Annotated in this window: 20 protein-coding genes, 1 pseudogene and 1 riboswitch; of the genes and pseudogenes, 15 read left to right on the forward strand and 6 right to left on the reverse strand. The window is 36.3% G+C overall.

Features of this window, described 5'->3' with window-relative positions:
* Positions 1-9 precede the first annotated feature (9 nt).
* A complete protein-coding gene (locus tag EVJ48_04775; GenBank protein ID RZV39510.1) occupies positions 10-1,263 on the forward strand; it encodes a DUF4338 domain-containing protein in 1,254 nt (417 codons plus the stop codon).
* On the opposite strand, the gene EVJ48_04780 is transcribed toward EVJ48_04775, so the two are convergent.
* The 6 genes from EVJ48_04780 to EVJ48_04805 all read right to left on the reverse strand — a co-directional run bounded on the left by EVJ48_04780 (position 1,250) and on the right by EVJ48_04805 (position 5,603).
* On the reverse strand, positions 1,250-1,681 hold the full coding sequence (locus EVJ48_04780; GenBank protein RZV39511.1) for a M67 family peptidase: 432 nt from the start codon (positions 1,679-1,681) through the stop codon (positions 1,250-1,252). The two genes, EVJ48_04775 and EVJ48_04780, sit on opposite strands and share 14 nt — an antisense overlap.
* Before the next feature lie 65 nt (positions 1,682-1,746).
* Positions 1,747-2,685, reverse strand: coding sequence for a PLP-dependent cysteine synthase family protein (locus tag EVJ48_04785; protein RZV39512.1), 939 nt, complete (start codon positions 2,683-2,685; stop codon positions 1,747-1,749).
* The gene (locus EVJ48_04790; protein ID RZV39513.1) at positions 2,672-2,920 is read right to left on the reverse strand and encodes a sulfurtransferase TusA family protein; all 249 of its coding nucleotides are present in this window, start codon (positions 2,918-2,920) and stop codon (positions 2,672-2,674) included. Before EVJ48_04790 ends, EVJ48_04785 begins: the two co-directional genes overlap by 14 nt.
* Positions 2,921-2,935: 15 nt before the next feature.
* Positions 2,936-3,745: a molybdopterin-synthase adenylyltransferase MoeB gene (gene moeB / locus EVJ48_04795; protein RZV39514.1), complete on the reverse strand. Its 810-nt coding sequence runs from the start codon at positions 3,743-3,745 to the stop codon at positions 2,936-2,938.
* 29 nt (positions 3,746-3,774) lie between these two features.
* A complete protein-coding gene (locus tag EVJ48_04800) occupies positions 3,775-4,290 on the reverse strand; it encodes a hypothetical protein (protein RZV39515.1) in 516 nt (171 codons plus the stop codon).
* 68 nt (positions 4,291-4,358) lie between these two features.
* Positions 4,359-5,603 (reverse strand): threonine synthase, encoded by a 1,245-nt coding sequence (locus EVJ48_04805; GenBank protein RZV39516.1) that lies wholly within the window; start codon positions 5,601-5,603, stop codon positions 4,359-4,361.
* 116 nt (positions 5,604-5,719) lie between these two features.
* Positions 5,720-5,827, reverse strand: a riboswitch (SAM riboswitch).
* Between the two features lie 191 nt (positions 5,828-6,018).
* Here EVJ48_04805 and EVJ48_04810 point away from each other — a divergent pair.
* From EVJ48_04810 to EVJ48_04875, 14 genes and pseudogenes are all read left to right on the forward strand, one after another.
* A pseudogene (locus tag EVJ48_04810) lies at positions 6,019-6,435 on the forward strand (septal ring lytic transglycosylase RlpA family protein).
* Positions 6,436-6,781: 346 nt separating this feature from the next.
* Positions 6,782-7,540: a 3-deoxy-manno-octulosonate cytidylyltransferase gene (kdsB, locus tag EVJ48_04815; GenBank protein RZV39517.1), complete on the forward strand. Its 759-nt coding sequence runs from the start codon at positions 6,782-6,784 to the stop codon at positions 7,538-7,540.
* Positions 7,541-7,586: 46 nt separating this feature from the next.
* On the forward strand, positions 7,587-7,808 hold the full coding sequence (locus tag EVJ48_04820) for a 50S ribosomal protein L31 (protein RZV39518.1): 222 nt from the start codon (positions 7,587-7,589) through the stop codon (positions 7,806-7,808).
* 31 nt (positions 7,809-7,839) lie between these two features.
* Positions 7,840-8,550: an FAD-dependent thymidylate synthase gene (locus EVJ48_04825; GenBank protein ID RZV39519.1), complete on the forward strand. Its 711-nt coding sequence runs from the start codon at positions 7,840-7,842 to the stop codon at positions 8,548-8,550.
* Positions 8,551-8,600: 50 nt separating this feature from the next.
* Complete coding sequence (locus EVJ48_04830) at positions 8,601-9,677, forward strand: peptide chain release factor 1 (GenBank protein RZV39520.1); 1,077 nt, start codon at positions 8,601-8,603, stop codon at positions 9,675-9,677.
* 96 nt (positions 9,678-9,773) lie between these two features.
* Positions 9,774-10,709, forward strand: a complete 936-nt coding sequence (gene prmC / locus EVJ48_04835) for a peptide chain release factor N(5)-glutamine methyltransferase (protein ID RZV39521.1) — start codon at positions 9,774-9,776, stop codon at positions 10,707-10,709.
* The gene (gene murA / locus EVJ48_04840; protein ID RZV39522.1) at positions 10,702-12,036 is read left to right on the forward strand and encodes a UDP-N-acetylglucosamine 1-carboxyvinyltransferase; all 1,335 of its coding nucleotides are present in this window, start codon (positions 10,702-10,704) and stop codon (positions 12,034-12,036) included. The genes prmC and murA overlap by 8 nt, the downstream gene beginning before the upstream one ends.
* A 25-nt stretch (positions 12,037-12,061) precedes the next feature.
* Positions 12,062-12,814, forward strand: coding sequence for an ATP phosphoribosyltransferase (locus EVJ48_04845; GenBank protein ID RZV39523.1), 753 nt, complete (start codon positions 12,062-12,064; stop codon positions 12,812-12,814).
* Positions 12,801-14,096 (forward strand): histidinol dehydrogenase, encoded by a 1,296-nt coding sequence (gene hisD / locus EVJ48_04850; protein RZV39524.1) that lies wholly within the window; start codon positions 12,801-12,803, stop codon positions 14,094-14,096. The genes EVJ48_04845 and hisD overlap by 14 nt, the downstream gene beginning before the upstream one ends.
* 2 nt (positions 14,097-14,098) lie before the next feature.
* A complete protein-coding gene (hisC, locus tag EVJ48_04855; GenBank protein ID RZV39525.1) occupies positions 14,099-15,184 on the forward strand; it encodes a histidinol-phosphate transaminase in 1,086 nt (361 codons plus the stop codon).
* Between the two features lie 95 nt (positions 15,185-15,279).
* Positions 15,280-15,957 (forward strand): imidazoleglycerol-phosphate dehydratase, encoded by a 678-nt coding sequence (locus tag EVJ48_04860; protein ID RZV39526.1) that lies wholly within the window; start codon positions 15,280-15,282, stop codon positions 15,955-15,957.
* A 3-nt stretch (positions 15,958-15,960) separates the two neighbouring features.
* On the forward strand, positions 15,961-17,001 hold the full coding sequence (locus EVJ48_04865; protein RZV39527.1) for an N-acetylmuramoyl-L-alanine amidase: 1,041 nt from the start codon (positions 15,961-15,963) through the stop codon (positions 16,999-17,001).
* 16 nt (positions 17,002-17,017) lie between these two features.
* A complete protein-coding gene (gene hisH / locus EVJ48_04870) occupies positions 17,018-17,629 on the forward strand; it encodes an imidazole glycerol phosphate synthase subunit HisH (GenBank protein ID RZV39528.1) in 612 nt (203 codons plus the stop codon).
* A 13-nt stretch (positions 17,630-17,642) separates the two neighbouring features.
* A partial coding sequence (locus tag EVJ48_04875; GenBank protein RZV39529.1) for a 1-(5-phosphoribosyl)-5-((5-phosphoribosylamino)methylideneamino)imidazole-4-carboxamide isomerase occupies positions 17,643-18,254 on the forward strand: 612 nt, incomplete at its 3' end.

An 18,254-nucleotide genomic window follows, 5' to 3' on the forward strand; every position in this document is an offset into this window, starting at 1 on the left:
AATAATAACATGTCTTTTGACGATAATCTTTATAATCCTGCTGCTATACCGACGTTAATCCAAACCGGCGAAATTGAAAATCAGCCTGACTTACCGGAATGCGGCCATTCCGAATTAGAAAATGAAATAGTTTCTTCTCTTTGCAGCGATATTTCATCTTTGGGTTTTAAATTTTCATACGAAAACGGAAAATTTGAATTTGACGACATAAATTCCGATTTAAAAAATAAAGATTTTATAAGAAATTTAATGCTCCCCAGAAAAGAAGAGATTATACTAAAAAATACCGATTTTATTCAAAAAAACAAGGATATATTCATAAAAAATCTTGCGCATGGAGACGACTGCCTTAATTCCGACATATCGCCGGTTATGGAGGTATGCGAAACGCAAAAACAAAGAGATCTGTTTAGACTGCTTAGATATACTTGGTCTAGCCCTTACAGTGAATATGTCGGAAGAAGAATCAAATTTATCATAAGGGATGCAGGCGTGAAATATAAACCCGTTATCGGCATTGCGGCTCTGGGCAGTTCTATAATAAGAATACCGGAAAGAGACGATTTTATAGGTTGGAATACGGAAACTAAAAATAAAAATTTAGTCTATTGCATGGATTTATACGTGTGCGGAGCAGTTCCTCCATACTCTTATCTTCTGGGCGGTAAATTGATTTCTTATATGATGGCTTCCAAAGAAGTACTGAAAATTTTTAAAAATAAATATTTAACTCAGACTACGATAATAAATAAAAGAAATGCTTCAAATCTTGCCGCAATTTTCACGACAAGTTTATACGGTAAAAGTTCTCAATACAACAGGATAAAATATAAAAACCTGCTGCTATATCAAAGAATAGGCAGTACCAAAGGTTACGGCACTTTTCAATTTTCTAGGCATACAAACGAACTTTTAAAAGATTTATTAAAACTTAAAGAAGGAAAGGTTGGATATAAATTTGGAGACGGACCAAATTATAAATTTAGATTCATAAAAAAAGCGTTAAAATTTTTAGAAAACTATGGATTAAATTCCGATTTTATTTTAAATCATTCTATTAAAAGAGACATATATTATGTTCCGCTAGCATATAATTCTTTGGATTTTTTAAACGGACGCAGCGAAGAGTTGGAATATTTCAATTATAAAATCGACGATCTTATAGAATATTGGAAAAAAAGATGGCTTTACGGCAGGAAAAACAATCCCGACGTCATAGATAACGTAGCGTCGTTTTCTCCTAAAAATTTTAGCTTATTATAACTTCTTCTTCGGTTGGAGCGGAAGTTCTGTCGGGCATAAGATAGCTTTTAACATCGGCGACGTTTTCGGGTGCGTTGCCTTTTACGGAAAGAATAACATACGAGTAAAAAGGCCAGGAAGCGTTGACGTCAAAGTTTGAAGGAATTGCAGGATGATTGGGGTGGGTATGGTAAAATCCAAGAATATCGAGGTTTTCTTTCATACAAAATTTATCCATTTCTAATATATCTTTAGGTTCTATCTCAAAACTGTCCCAGGTAATTTTTCCGTAACGGTTTTCCGCAGGATAGGCTTTTACGATAATTTTGTTTTCTCCGTCAATTTTTCCGAGAAGTCCTCCGCAAGCTTCATAAGGGAAAATATCCGCCGCATGTTTTTTTATTATTTCCAGTTCGTTTTTCGGAATTATAATAGCCATAATAATCCGTCCTTATTATATTAATGAAGATGCTAAATTATTTTGCAATTAATAATGTTCAGTCGTTAAAACTCGGAAAAAACTCTCGTAGAAAGATATCTTGAACCCGTGTCTGGAAGTACGGTTGCGAAATTACCTTTATATTTTGCCGTAAGTTTAAGTATTCCGTAAACGTTTGCGCCTGAAGAAAAACCGCATAAAATCCCTTCGTCTTTAACGAGTCTTTTTAAGGCGGCGTAACTGCCCTCCGTATCGACTTTAACAACGTCGTCGATTATTTTATCGGCGTCGAATCCTTCGAAATTTAAAGAATAGTTGTACTTCCAGCCTTCTATGCCGTGCATTTCGTTGTCCGGAACGACTGCGATAACTTTTATTTTATCGTCATATTCTTTAAGTCTTTTACCTACTCCAAGAATAGTTCCGCCTGTTCCTATGCCTGTGGCGAAATAATCGATATTTCCTCCTGTCTGCTTTAGGATTTCGACGGCGGTAGTTTCGTAATGCGATATAGGGTTAAAAGGATTATTGTACTGGTCGGGCATATAATACATATCTTTGCCGCCTCTTTCATATTCGTCGGATGCGCGTTTTATGGCTCCGTCGTGGCTTTCTTCGGCAGGAGTAAGTATTAATTCGGCTCCGTAAAGACGCATTATCTTTTTTCTTTCTTCGCTCATATTTGAAGGAGCGTAAATTTTAACTTTTATGCCGAGGAGCGCGCCTATCATTGCATATGAAATACCGGTATTTCCCGATGACGAATCGATTATAGACGTATTTTCTTTAATTAAACCTTTTTCTACGGCGTTTTTTATCATATAAAGAGCAGGCCTGTCTTTTACGGAGCCGCCGGGGTTTAAACCTTCAAGCTTCGCGTATAATTTTGATCCGTGAGACGAAGTATTAATTATTTTATTTAACAGGACTATCCCCGTACCGCCTATATTTGAAGCAGAATTAAAAATATCGTAAATATTAAAAGGCGACTTATTTTTTTCCATCTTTTTCCACGATAATTTCGTAATCCGTATCGTTAATTTTATTTATGGATAAGACCTTATGACCCTGTTCTTCCATAGAACGCGGGACGTTTCTTATTGCAGGTTCGTAATCCACTATTACCCTTAAAATTTCGCCTTTTTTCATTTTTTCTAAAACAAGTTTGGATTTAACGAAAGTAAATGGACATATCTCGCCTTTAATGTTTAATTCTTCGTTTTGTTTATATTCAGACATTATTTGTTTGCTCCGTTAATTTTTAAATTCGCACAAATCGCCGTATTCTATTAACTCAAAAACGGTAGGATTTTCGCCGCAAAGCGGACAAGTCTTATCCTGCCTTAGTTTCATTTCGGTAAATTTTATATCCAGAGCGTCGTAAATAAGAAGCCTTCCGTTTAAGGTTTGACCGATACCGAGTATTATTTTAATTGCTTCGTTTGCCTGGATAGCGCCTATTACGCCTGGAAGAACGCCGAGAACTCCCGCTTCCTGACAGCTCGGTACAAGTCCCGCAGGAGGAGGAGTCGGAAAAAGACATCTGTAGCAGGGACCTTCATCCGGCAAAAATACCGTAGCCTGACCGTCGAACCTGAAAATAGAACCGTAAACTAAAGGTTTTTTCATAAAATGGCAGGCGTCGTTTATTAAATATCTCGTAGGAAAATTATCGGTAGCGTCTATTATTACGTCGTATTCTTTTATTAAATCTTTAATGTTGTTTATATTTATGCCTTCTTTATAGGTAATAACTTTTACGTCCGGGTTTATGCGTTCGATGGAATCTTTTGCCGAATCTACTTTGTACCTTCCAACGTCTGCGGTTCCGTGCCAAATCTGTCTTTGAAGATTAGATAAATCGACGGTATCGTAATCGACTATTCCGAGAGTGCCAATTCCCGCCGCTCCGAGGTAATATCCGCAGGGCGCACCCAATCCTCCAGCTCCTATAAGCAGGACTTTGGAAGAAAGCAGTTTTTCCTGTCCTTCGCCTCCGACTTCCGGAAGTATAATATGCCTTGCATATCTTTTAATCTGTTCTTCGGTAAAATTCAATTTTATTTCCTCGCTTTTAAAACTATTTTTATTAATTATTCTACGACGTCGAGAACGATAGGCTCTACCGTTACGCCTTTAGATTCTAAAAATTTAACCGCTTTTTCTATAGCCGCCGTTTCGCCTTCAAGCTCTATCGCTATTATTCCTATATCGTTAGATATGCTTGCGCTTCTGATATTGGTTATAACGTTGTAGTTTTTTCCGACAAGATAAATTAATGGTTCTTTAATTACTTCCTGCGGATAGTTGAGGTAAAACTTTTTTTTTTCAGGCGCGCCGCCGGCTATTGCCGGAATTATTGAAATAGTATCTCCGTCTTTAACCTTTGAATTTATGTTGTCTATGAATCTTATATCTTCATCGTTCAGATAAACGTTAACGAATCTTCTTACCTGGTCATTCTGTTCGCATATTCTTTCTTTTATTCCGGAAAAATTTTTTTCTAAATCGTTTATTACTTCTATGATATTTGAACCGTTGGATTCCACTTCCGCTTTGCCGCCGGTTAAAGTTCTTAGCGGAGTAGGTATTCTTACTTTTATAGGCATTTTAATCCTCCTTTATTTTTTTATAGTTAAAATTATTATGATTTTTTATTATTTATATAATATATTATTTAATCTTTTCTTTTAATTTTAGATAAAACTCCTTCAAATTCTTCTAAATTAGCTTCGATAACCGGAGCTTCTTTTAATTTTCCGTTTAATGCCTCAAGAGTTTTAAGTCCGTTGCCGGTAATAGCAAGAACCGTCGTTTCGTTTTTGTTTATATAACCTTTTTCTATAAGTTTTTTTGCTACGGCGACGGTAACGCCCCCTGCAGTTTCCGTAAATATGCCTTCGGTAGCGGCAAGAAGTTTCATGCCTTCGACTATTTCTTCGTCGGTAGCGTCTTCGCCGTACCCGCCGGTTTTATTCATAAGGTCGGATGCATAGTAGCCGTCTGCCGGATTTCCTATCGCAAGTGATTTTGCGATAGTATTGGGAGTTCTTACAGGTTTTATAAATTCTCTTTTTTCTTTTACGGTTGAGGTTATAGGGTTGCATCCGGTAGCCTGCGCTCCGAAAATTCGAGTATGCGGTTTTTCGTTAAGCAGTCCGCAGTAATCGAACTCGTCTATTGCTTTACCTACTTTTGTTATTAAAGAACCGCCGGCCATTGGAACTACGACGTTATCGGGAGCTTTAAATCCTAATTGTTCGAGCATTTCGAAAGTAAGGGATTTAGAACCTTCTGCATAATAAGGCCTTAAATTTATGTTTACGAATGCCCAACTGTGTTTTCCTGCTATTTCGGTGCAAAGCCTGTTGACTTTGTCGTAACTGCCGTTAATTTTAACGAGATTAGTGTCGTATATAAGAGTACCCAGTACTTTTCCCGTTTCAAGGTTTGAAGGTATGAATACGAAACTTTCGTAACCGGAAGAAGCCGCTAATGCCGCAACGGAATTTGCCAGGTTGCCCGTAGATGCGCAGGCGACGGTTTTAAAACCGAATTCTCTTGCTTTTGCAATAGCTACCGAAACGACTCTATCTTTAAAAGATAGTGTAGGAAAGTTTACGGCATCGTTTTTAACGTACATTTCTTTAACGCCGAGTGCTTTTGCAAGGTTATCGGCTTTTACGAGCGGCGTATATCCCACGTTTTTGCCTATTTTTATCTCTCCTTTTATAGGAAGAAGTTCCTGATACCGCCACATATTGGCATCGCGAGATTTTATTTTTTCTTTTGTTATCTCTTTTTTTATTTTATCGTAATCGTAGTCCACTTCGAGCGGACCGAAACAATAATCGCAAACATAAAGCGGGCTGTCTGGATATTCCTTGCCGCATTCCCTGCATTTTAAACCTTTCACGAACATTTTGTCTCCTTATTTTAATTTATTCTGTTTTTAATTTATTTTATTAAAGTAAAGCCTATAACAAAAAAACCTCTCCTTCCCGAAAATTAGGAAGAAGAGGTTTTTAAACTCGTTTCTTCTTATCTTCCAGGAATGAACCTGCGGGAATTAGCACCGATTTTATTATAATCTAAACGGTTGCTGCGGTTTCAAAGGGCCCGTCCCTCTACCGCTCTCGATAAGAACATTAAATATAGACTTGTCTGACAGTCTATTTAATTATATAATTGTAATAAAAATTCGTATGTTTGTATGTATAAAATGTATAATATAATGAATTAAATAAATTATGCATTTATTTTTTTATTATATAGTATAAATATTAAAGATGTCAAATAAAAAAATAACCTTAATATTAATTTTATTTTTTGTTTTTATGCCCGCGGTTTTTCTATCCGGCTGCGTTCCTTATATAATAGGAGGAAATTATTCGGGACAAAGCGCTAGAGGATATGCCCCTCCTCCAGGATATTATCCCCCTAAACAAATATCTAACGATGTAGAAATAGGAGTAGCTTCGTGGTATGGTCCAGGATTTCAGGGCAGACCTACCGCAAGCGGTCAAATTTATAACATGTACGATTTAACCGCGGCTTCACTAACCCTTCCTTTAAACAGTTATGCTTACGTGACGGATCTGGAAAATCATAGAAGCGTTGAAGTTTTGGTTAACGACAGAGGTCCTTATGCCGACGGCAGGATTATGGATCTTTCGTATGCGGCGGCAAGAGCTTTAGATATGATAGGACCGGGGACTGCATTGGTAAGGGTGCAGTATTTGGGTCCAAATCCCGTTTCTTTAGCTCAATGTAGAAGATATTATGGTACAAGCGGAATAGCGCAGGCCGTAAAACATGCGCCGCCGGTTTGCGGTTATACGCTGCAGTTTGCCGCTTATACGAGAAAGGCAATGGCGTTAAAAAAAATATCGGCAATGAAAAAATTTGTGCCTGGAGTTCAGCTTGCCGAAAAAAATGTAAGAGGCACATTCTATTATAAAGTGGTATTCGGCGACTTTAAAAATTTGCAGGATGCTTACAATTTTGCCAAAACTATAGCAAAATACGGTTATGACGTTTATATTACGCGGTACGAATAAATTTATTTTATTTTACGATTAAATGTAATAAAATATGAATATGAAAAAAATAGTCGCGGTTATACCCGCAAGATATAAATCGACGAGGTTTGAAGGAAAACCTCTTGCTTTAATTATGGGCAAACCTATGATAAAGCATGTTTACGAAGGAGTTAAAAAGTCGGAATTGCTGTCGGACGTTATCATAGCTACGGAAGACGAAAGAATATTCGACGCTTGTAAAGATTTCGGAGCAAACGTAGTTATGACTAAAGATACTCATCAGACGGGAACGGACAGGATAATCGAAGCCGTTCAGAATTTGGACGCCGATATAATACTAAACATACAGGGAGACGAACCGTTAGTAAATTCGGAAATAATATCTGCACTAATAAAACCTTTTGACGAAAACGGAGAAATTTCATTTACGAGCGTTAAAACGCCTATTTACGACTTTGACGAGTTTATGGATCCGAATAACGTAAAAGTCGTAGTGGATAAAGAAAATTTCGGAATATATTTTTCCAGAAGCCCTATACCTTACGACAGGGAACAGGCCGACAAGCTTAAAGATATTAAAGGGATTTACGGTTATAAACATCTAGGTTTTTACGGATATACGAAAAAATTTCTTTTTGAATTCGGTAAAATGGAGCAGTCTTATTTAGAAAAAAAGGAGATGCTGGAACAGTTGAGGGCAATAGAAAACGGTTATAAGATAAAACTTGAAACCGTAGATATTTCTACTATACCTGTCGACGTTAAGGATGATATTAAAAAGGTTGAAAATTTTATTTTAAAATCTTATAATAATTAACTTATATTAACTTATATTAAAAAAATAAAAAAGGAGCGGTAAAAACATGAAAGAGGGAATACACCCTAAAATTTATCAGGCTAAAGTTAAATGCGCCTGCGGGGAAGAATTCGTTACCGGAAGCACCGTAGAGGAAATTCACGTCGATATATGTTCAAAATGCCATCCGTTTTATACGGGTAAGCAAAAGTTTGTCGATAGCGCCGGAAGAATAGATAAATTTAACAAAAAATATGCAGGTTTAAAAAGCAGCGCCGTTAAAAAATAAACAAATAAATTTATTATTTTTCCTTTTATGAATGGTTAAGCTTATTAATTATACTTCCAAGCCTGAAATTACTATTGCTACTGCAGCGCGTCTATGCTATAGTTCTTACGGCATAGATAAAATAGAGGCCGATTTTAACGACGGCGAGAAAGGACTTGAACAGGCTAGGAAACTAATTAAAAGAATAAGAACGTCGGGGCACGAATCCGTTCTGGAACATTCTAATTTTACTTTCGGCGTGGAAAAATTGTCGAGAAGCGCTTCCCATCAATTAGTAAGGCATAGAATAGCTTCATATTCTCAAAGAAGCCAGCGGTACGTTAAGGAAGATAAGCCTAAATATCTTATTCCCGATTCTATAGCCTGTAATCCTGAATTTTTGGAAAAATATAAAAAAATAACCGAAGATATTTTTTCGCTTTACGGATATTTTATAGAAAAAGGCGTTCCTGCGGAAGATGCCAGATATCTTCTTCCAAATGCGACTGAAACCCAAATTATTTTTACTATGAATGCAAGGGAACTCCTTCATTTTTTTAAGCTTAGAGGATGCAACAGAGCGCAGTGGGAGATAAGGTCGGTAGCCCGTGAAATGTTTAAATTGGCCTATCCTATAGCTCCGTCTGTTTTTCACGGAGCGGGTCCGTCGTGCGTAAGGGGAAATTGTTCCGAAGGGGAATTCTCTTGCGGAAGTCCTTCAGACGTGAGGAAGTCCTGGTTAAAAGGCGGTCTCGACTTTTAACCTTAATTCTATTTGCTATATGCATTTAATTGCTTTGAAGGATGTGTTTAATGCTTGACGATAACTTAATAAAAAAAGCCTCGGAATTATCAGAAAAAGCCGAGGAATTATATTCTAAAATACAGGAAGAAAGCACAAAAGGTTTCAGTCCGGAAATAAAAGAATTATCTAAACAATACAACGCTATAAAAAAAACTGCGGAACAATTTTCGGAATATAATAAAACGGAATCAGAAATAAAAGACCTTGAAAAGCTGATTAAAACAGAGTCCGACCCCGCTCTAATCGATTTAGAAAACGAAGAAATAAATTCCCTAAAAAGCAAAGCGGATAAAATAGCCGAAGAAATTAAAGATTTCTTTTATCCCAAAGAAAATTCTCAGGACAGAGACATACTTCTAGAAATAAGAGCCGCTACCGGCGGCGAAGAAGCCGCACTTTTCGCCCTTGACCTTTTTAAAATGTACAATAAGTATGCCTTAACAAAAAATTTTCAATTCGAAGCTATTTCTTTAAGCCCTTCTTCTACCGGCGGGTTAAAAGAAGCCATAGTTTCGGTAAAAGGAAAAGAAGCATTCCGTCTTTTGCGCAATGAAAGCGGAGTGCACAGGGTTCAAAGAATTCCGGCAACGGAAACGCAGGGAAGGGTGCATACTTCGGCGGCTACCGTTGCAGTCATGCCTGAAGCCGAAGAAATAGATTTAAAAATAAATCCAGAAGATTTAAGAATAGACGTTTACAGGTCTTCCGGACACGGCGGGCAGAGCGTCAATACTACGGATTCGGCAGTCAGGGTTACGCATATTCCGTCCGGATTAGTCGTTACCTGTCAGGACGAAAAATCTCAGCACAAAAATAAAGCTAAAGCACTTAGAATATTAAGGTCGCGTCTATTAAACAGGATAGAAGCAGATAAAAAAAGCATAGAGGCTCAAAACAGAAAAAGTATGGTAGGCAGCGGCGACAGAAGCGAAAAGATAAGAACTTATAATTTTCCGCAGGGCAGAATAACTGACCACCGCGCCGGTATAACCATACATAAGCTGGCTTCTTTTATGGACGGCGAATTAGACGAACTTTTGATGCCTTTGGCGGATTATATCGAATCGCAGAAACAACTGCAATAAAGTTTTATAATTTTATAATATAAAATATTTGGCTATTTACAAATTAATTAAAGATCGAAGCATTATCCTATATAAGATTGTTTCGCTTTGCGCCGGATGACTATTTACGAATTAATTAAAAACGGGGAATACAGGCTGAAAAAAGCCGGAATACAAAATCCTTATAACGAATCGCTCGGTTTAATGCAATATGCGCTCGGTTTAAATTTAGAAAAAATTATTGTTTCGTATGAAGATAATATTTCTGAGGTAAAAAAACAAACTTTCGAAAAATTAATAGAAAGAAGGTTTAAAAAGGAACCTTTCGCTTATATAGTTAAAAATAAAGAATTTTATTCTTTAAATTTTTGCGTTGACGAAACGGTTTTGATACCGAGGCCAGATACCGAATGCTTAGTTGATGCCGCAATTGAGGAAATACGAAGGCTTTACGGCATATATAAAAAAAAGATTAATGTTATAGATTTAGGTACGGGTTGCGGAGCAGTTGCGATTTCTATTGCAAAGAATTTTGATAATGTTATAATTTATGCTGCGGATAACAACTTAACTAGTTTAAAAACCGCGGAAAAAAATATAATTAATAACGGCGTTCAGAAAAAAGTAGTTCCGGTTTTTTTAGACATCCTTAAATTAAACTGTGGCGAAAATTTGTCTTTAAATACAAGCGTAAGCGTCGGAGACTTTGATTTTTATAATCTTAATAACTATGATTTAATTATATCAAATCCGCCGTATATAACTACGGAAGATTTAGCGTCGCTGGAAGACGATATTAAATTTTACGAACCGGTCGGAGCTTTAGACGGAGGCAAAGACGGGCTTTTATTTTATAGAAAAATATTCGATGCCGCATCGATTGCCCGCGAAAAAATTAAAACGCTGATTTTAGAGATAGATTATCGCAAAAAAAAAGAAATTCAGTCTTTGTTTGAAGAAAGGTTTGATAATATCAATTTAAAATTTAAGAAAATAGATTTTATTAACGATTTAAATAATAAAGAAAGGGCGGTAAAAATTACATATGGATAAAATGGTCATAGAGGGAGGATTTCCTTTAGTAGGAGAAGTTTCTATAAGCGGTTCTAAAAATGCATCTTTGCCGATAATAGTTTCGTCTATAATGTTTGACGAGTTCGACTGCGAAATAGAAAATGTTCCCGATTTAGAAGATATTAAAACTATAAAAAAACTTTTAATCAGTCTGGGTGCGGTAATAAAAAAAAGCGGCGCCGTCGATAAGTTAGTTATTAATACTTCCGGCATTAATAACTTCGATGCGCCTTACGATTTGGTAAAAACTATGAGGGCTTCCGTTCTTGTCCTCGGTCCGCTAATCGCCAAATATAAACGTGCGCGAGTGTCTCTTCCCGGAGGATGCGCAATCGGCGCAAGACCTATAGATTTTCATCTTAACGCTTTAAAACAGCTTGGGGCTACGGTTAAAGTCGATCATGGATACGTAGAAGTTTTTGCCGATAAGCTCAAGGGTGCGGTTATAAATTTTCCTATTCCTTCGGTTACAGGAACGGAAAACGTAATTATGGCGGCAGTTCTCGCGGAAGGCACTACTATTATAAAAAATGCGGCGAGGGAGCCGGAAATAGACGATATGATTACCGCTCTTAACAACGGCGGAGCCGATATAAAAAGAATAGAACCGTCCGTCATTTCCGTAAAGGGAGTTAAAAAACTTAACCGTTTATGCCATAGAGTACTTCCCGATAGAATAGAGGCTGGAACTTTCATGGTGGCTTCCGCCATAACTAAAGGCGATATAGTTCTTAAAAATCTTAACGTTAATCATCTGAAATCGGTTATCGATAAACTTTCGGAAGCTGGCGTAAAAGTTATTATAAACTCGTCGAATTCGATAAGGGTTAAGGGATCTAAAGTTATTAAAAGCGTAGATATTTCTACCGCTCCTTATCCTAATTTTCCTACGGATATGCAGGCGCAGATTATGTCTCTTATGACGCTTTCAAGCGGATTGTGTGTTATTACCGAAAACGTTTTCGAAAACAGGTTTATGCATGTTGCCGAACTTATTCGTCTTGGAGCGAATATTAAAGTGAGAAATAATTTTGCTATAGTAAAAGGGGTAAAAAAACTTTCCGGAGCCGAAGTTATGGCAACCGACTTAAGGGCAAGCGCTTCCCTAGTTCTTGCCGGATTAGCTTCTTCAGACGGTTTAACTACCGTTTCGAGAATATATCATCTTGATCGCGGATACGAAATCATGGAAAAAAAGTTGACCGCTTTAGGGGCTATAATTTCAAGGGTAAAAGCAAACGATATATCTCCGGTACCTGACGGCGAATCCAGATTTAGCGGCATCGCTTGCAGTAAGACTGCTTGAAATAAAAATATTTATTTATATATTAATGAAAATTTCAAATAAAAAATATCCTAAACTCAAGAAGCTAAAAATTGCAGTTCCCAAAGGCAGAGTGCTTAAAGATGCCTTAAGATTTTTAAGAGAATCGGGATATATTAAACACCCTGATGCCGATTACGATTCCAGGAAACTTATTTTCGATTACGAAGACGATGCCGTAAGCCTGCTCATAGTAAAGCCTTTAGACGTGCCGACTTTCGTAGAGTACGGAGCGGCCGACGCCGGTATTGCAGGCAAAGACGTTTTACTGGAAAAACCAAGAAATATATACGAACCTTTAGACCTTGGCATAGGAAAATGTAAAGTGGTCGTTGCGGCTCGCAAAACTTTAATATTCGGAAAAGATAATAATAATTTAAATGCCGATGACCGTTTTCCAGAAATAGACGACGATATAAAAAATAAAATATATTATTCAGGGGTAAATATTGGAATTGCCACTAAATACGTGCGTATCGCCAGGGATTTTTTTAATAAAAAAGGCGTTTCAAACGTTCAAATCATAAAGCTATACGGTAACGTCGAACTTGCGCCTATTTCCGGACTGTGCGATTTTATAGTAGATTTAGTTTCTACCGGAGAAACCTTAAGGCAAAATAATTTAATTCCTATAGAAGATATAGTCCATGTTACTTCAAGATTAATAGTCAACAGAGCAAGCCTTAAAATAAATTCGGCGGATATTGCGGCTTTAATAGAAGATTTAAAAGAACGGGTCAATAAAAATGAGGGTATTTGATTCAAATAAAGACGATTTTAAAAAATTTTTAAAAGAAAGAAGGTTCGGCCAGTTTGAATTTACCGATAAAATACAGCAGGAACTCAAAGCCATACGCAGAGACGTTATTGCCGACGGAGATAAAGCTTTAACATTATATACCGCTAAATTCGATAAAGTTAATCTGGCGCCGGAAGAATTCTTAATAGGCAAAAAAGAAAAGGATAAATCCGTAAATTCTTTAAATAAAGATGAATTAAAAAGTATCGAAAACACGATAAAAAGAGTTTACGACTATCACTCCAAACAAAATCTCAATACATGGTTTTCAAACGACGCCGAAACAGGTCTTATAACCGGACAGCTCGTATCGCCTCTTAAAAAAGTCGGCATATACGTTCCCGGCGGCAAAGCGAGCTATCCTTCGTCAGTTATTATGAATGCGATACCTGCGGCAGCTGCCGGAGTTAAAGACGTCATAGCCGTCACCCCTCCGTCAAAACAGTTAAATAATTACGTTATTGCGGCGGCGGTTTTGTGCGGAATAGAAAAAATATTTAGAATAGGCGGTCCGCAGGCTATATTCGCTCTTGCATACGGCACCGAAACTATTCCATCCGTAGATAAAATAGCCGGTCCCGGCAATATTTACGTAGCAACGGCAAAGAAAATGGTTTATGGCGACGTCGATATAGATATGATAGCCGGGCCGAGCGAAATTGCGATAGTGTGCGATGAATACGCCGATCCGGAACTTGCGGCGGTAGATATGATGTCTCAGGCGGAGCATGACGAAATGGCGATTTCTACCGTTATCAGCGACAGCAGTTCGGTTATTAAAAAGATTGAAAAAATACTTCCTAAATTAATTAAGAGCGAAAAGAGAAAAGAAATAATAGAGAAGTCGATAAATCATAATGCGTCTTTGGTAATAACCGGCTCTTTGGACGAGTCTATCGATATTGTAAACGAACTTGCGCCGGAACATTTAGAACTGTATATAAAAGACCCTTTCGATAAACTTTTTGCAATAAAAAATGCAGGCGCCGTATTTATGGGAGCAAATACTCCCGAATCGCTTGGAGATTACGTAGCCGGTCCGAGCCATGTGCTTCCTACCGGCGGTACGGCAAGGTTTTTTTCCCCCTTGGATACGATCTCATTTCTTAAGAGAACAAGCGTTATTTATTCGAGTCCCGATTTTCTATTAAAAAGCGCAAAAGACGTAAATTTCTTTTCTGAAATAGAAGGATTAAGCGCGCATAACGAATCTGTAAGTTTTAGAATAAAAAAGATAAAATAATCATGCCTTCGTTTAATATAGATAATTTTATTAAAGACAGCGTCCGCAAGCTAAAAGCCTATAAGGTTACCGAAATAGATCCGCTTCAAAAAGCGTTAAAACTCGACGCAAACGAATCTAATTATATTCTAAGCAAAAATATTAAAAAGAAATATGCCGATTATATAAAAAACACGCTGATAAATCTTTATCCCGACCCTAATTCTAAAAATCTGCTTGAGTCCGTAGAAAAATTTTACGGGATTTCGTCCAAAAATTTTATTTTCGGCAACGGTTCCGATGAACTGATATCTATTATTCTGCTTAGTTTAAAAAAAGACGTCGCTGTCAATATACCTTCGCCTTCTTTTTCAATGTATGAAATTATAGCTGAATATAACGATTTAAAGGTAAAAATAATAAAATTAAACGATAAAAATTTTGATTTACCAGATAATATTGCATCAAACGACGATAAAAACATGAAAAAATTATATTTTTTCAGCTATCCCAATAATCCTACGGGCAATCATTTTAACCGCAAAATCATATACGGTCTTTTGGAAAACAAAAACAACTTAGTCGTAGTGGATGAAGCATATATATTTTTTTCCGACGAAAAGTCTTTTTTAAATGAACTGGCGAAGTATGAAAATTTAATAGTTTTAAAAACTTTTTCTAAAATAGGGCTTGCAGGATTAAGATTCGGACTGCTTTTTTCAGGCGATAAACTTATAAACGAATTTAAAAAAATAAAATTACCCTATAATATAAATTCTTTAACATTGAGTTCCATAGAATTTTTTTTAAAAAATTTCGACGAATTTGAAAAAAATATAAAAAAGACTGTAAAACAAAGAAAAGTTTTATATGAAAAATTAAAAGTTTTGCCTTTTATTAAAGTTTATCGTTCCGACGCAAATTTTTTACTTATAAAACTTAGTAACGAAAAATATAAGGTTAAATTCGATAATTTTTTAAACGAGAATAATATAATAATAAGAAATTTTACCGGCGATATGGAGCTTTATTACAGAATAACCGTCGGCACTGCAAAAGAAAATAAAAAATTAGCCGATTTTTTTATAAAATTTTCGGAAAGTTTATAAAAAGGAGTTTTTAAAAAAATATAATTATGCCGCTTTTAATATGCTATAATGAAATAAAAGTTTAATAATACATTCTTCGGGAAGGTAAAATTTGCATGCCGGAAAAAAATACTATAAAAAAAAAGGCAAGAAAAGGTAAATTTATAAGAAAGACTACCGAAACGGATATAAAACTGGAATTAAATATCGACGGAAAAGGAAACTATAAAATCGATACGGGCGTTCCGTTTTTCAATCATATGCTGGAACAGTTTTCAAAACATTCCGGCTGCGATATATCTCTCAAAGCAAAAGGCGATATAGGGGTGGACCTGCATCATCTCATAGAAGATACCGGCATAGTTATAGGACATGCGTTCAAAGAATTATCCGGCGATAAGAGAGGCATCAAAAGATACGGTTTCTCATCCGTTCCTATGGATGAATCGCTTGTTCAATCCACGGCAGATTTTTGCGGCAGGTCGTTTTTTGTTTACAGATTTATGGGGGAAGATATATCTCAAGCCGGTAAAGAATTTTTAAAATCTTCGTTAAGGATTTCCAAACAGGAATCGCGTGAAATATTGGTAGATAAATTTTTTTACGTATATTCCAACGTTTTTTTTGATGCAGTTTGTAAAAATGCTCTTATAAGCCTACATATAAATATTCAATACGGATCAAACATACATCATATGGTCGAAGCAGTTTTTAAATCTGTCGGAAGAGCGGTTTCCGATGCCCTTGAAATTACCGGCGATTCTGGAATTCCTTCTACTAAAGGAAGCATATAAAAAATGAAAAAAAAGTTAATATTCTGCCTTGTGATGCTATTGATTTTAACCGGAACTATAAATTTTAAAACGCAGAAAGCTTATGCTTTTTCTCAAAATATAACTTATATTAAAAATATTTTTATAAACCGCACTGACGGCACTATAGATATTTTTACAACCGGCGACAAACCTTTTTATAAAAAATATTTATTTCAAAATGGATATAAAAAATATTTTATTTTAGTTTTTGGACATGCAGTTTTATATGGACGCGGCAATAAGTTAAAAAACCCTTTTCCGAATGTATTTTCCGTATCTTATTCTCAATTTAGCACTGCGCCTAAATATTCGGTTCATTTGGTTTTAAGACAAAATTCTTTGAATAAGCCTGATGTTAAAACGGTCGCCGCAGGAAATAGTAAATATGAAACGGTAGTTTATGCTTCAAAAGCCGAAGCGTATTTTGCGAAAAAAACATCTGCCTTTAAAAACCGCAGAAATAATGTTTCGGTAAAAGGCGCAAATTTTAACGTGTTCATAGATGCAGGACACGGCGGAGGCGATCCGGGAGGAGTAGGACCTATGGGCCTTCCGGAAAGTTTCGTGAACTTAAGCATTGCTTTAAAGCTTAGAAAGTTTCTTGAAGCTAAAGGAATTAAAACAGAGATAGACAGGACGTCTAATGTGTTCGTGAGTCTTCAGCAAAGAGTGGCGATGGCTAATCAAAGCGGAGCAAATCTGTTTATAGGCTTATACTGCAATTCTCAGGTAGTTCCATATCTTTACGGGACCACGACATATTATTTTCACAGAAATTCGTATCAATTCGCAAAATATTTAGAACATTACGTTTCATCTACATTAAATTTAAAATACGACGGAATACTCAGGGACGACCTTTACGTATTGAGATTTACTACTATGCCGGCCGTAGTCATAGAGTATGCATACATATCCAATCCTTACGAGGAACATCTTTTGGCTTCTTCTACTTTCAGGCAAATGGTTGCCGATGCTGTAGCCAACGCTATTTATAAATATTTTATAATAGATAAAAGATAGATAGATAGATAAAAAAATGGAAAATAAAATAGCCGTTATAGATTACGGAATGGGGAATCTTAAAAACGTTAAAAATGCTTTTAACTTTTTAGGTTATTCCGCTAAAATAACTGGCGATTTCGAAGATATAAAAAATGCGACTCATTTAGTACTGCCGGGAGTAGGCGGTTTTAAGGATGCTATGGCGACTCTAAAAAGAAAGGATTTGGTTAATCCCGTTAAAGATGCAATAGCCGAAGGCAAGAAATTTCTTGGAATTTGTCTGGGAATGCAACTTTTGTTTGAAACTTCGGAAGAATTTGGTTACAGCGAAGGATTAGGAATTTTTAAAGGAAAAGTAGTCAAGTTTGACGAAAAAGTTGTAAACTTAATTCCACATATAGGCTGGAACGATATTGAAATATTAAAACCTTTAAAAGAGTTTAAGGGGATAGAAAATAAAAGTTTTTTTTATTTTCTTCATTCTTATTATTGCGTTCCGGAAGAAGATATTGCAACGGCGGTCTGCGATTATTACGGTAAATTTACGGCCTGCGTTAAAAAAGATAATATTTTTGCATGCCAGTTTCATCCTGAAAAAAGTCATAAAGAAGGACTTGCTTTACTTAAAAATTTTATAGAAAATTAAATATAATAAAAAAATGATTATTATACCTGCCGTAGATATCCTGGGTTCTAAGTGCGTTAGGCTTACCATGGGCGATTACGACGTAAAAAAAGAGTATCAAATTTCTCCCGTCGAGGCGGCTCTCGACTGGCAAAGTAAAGGTGCTAAAAGGCTTCACATAGTAGATCTTGACGGAGCTAAGTCCGGAAATACTGATAATTACGAGATAATAAGAGATATAATTAAATCTGTAAATATTCCTGTGGAGGTAGGAGGAGGAATAAGAAATAATGAAGTTATCGACCGTTATTTTAATGCGGGAGCGTCTTATATAGTTTTAGGTTCAATACTGTTTAAAGATATAAATTGCGTTAAAGATTCATTGGCGAAATACAGAGGCAGGATTATCGGCGGGATAGATTTGTACGACGATAAGATAGCTATATCAGGATGGAAAGAGTACGTCGAAATCCCTGCGGGCGAAGCAGTAAAAAGCTTAAAAGAAAAATACGGCATAGGAACTTTTATATTTACGGATATTAAAAAAGACGGTATGCTGGAAGGTGTTAATTTAAATCTCGTTACTGAACTTGCGAAATTGAAAGTCGATATAATCGCTTCGGGAGGGGTTTCCGAGATAGACGAC

The sequence above is a fragment of the Candidatus Acidulodesulfobacterium acidiphilum genome (genome assembly GCA_008534395.1).
Lineage (GTDB): Bacteria > SZUA-79 > SZUA-79 > Acidulodesulfobacterales > Acidulodesulfobacteraceae > Acidulodesulfobacterium_A > Acidulodesulfobacterium_A acidiphilum.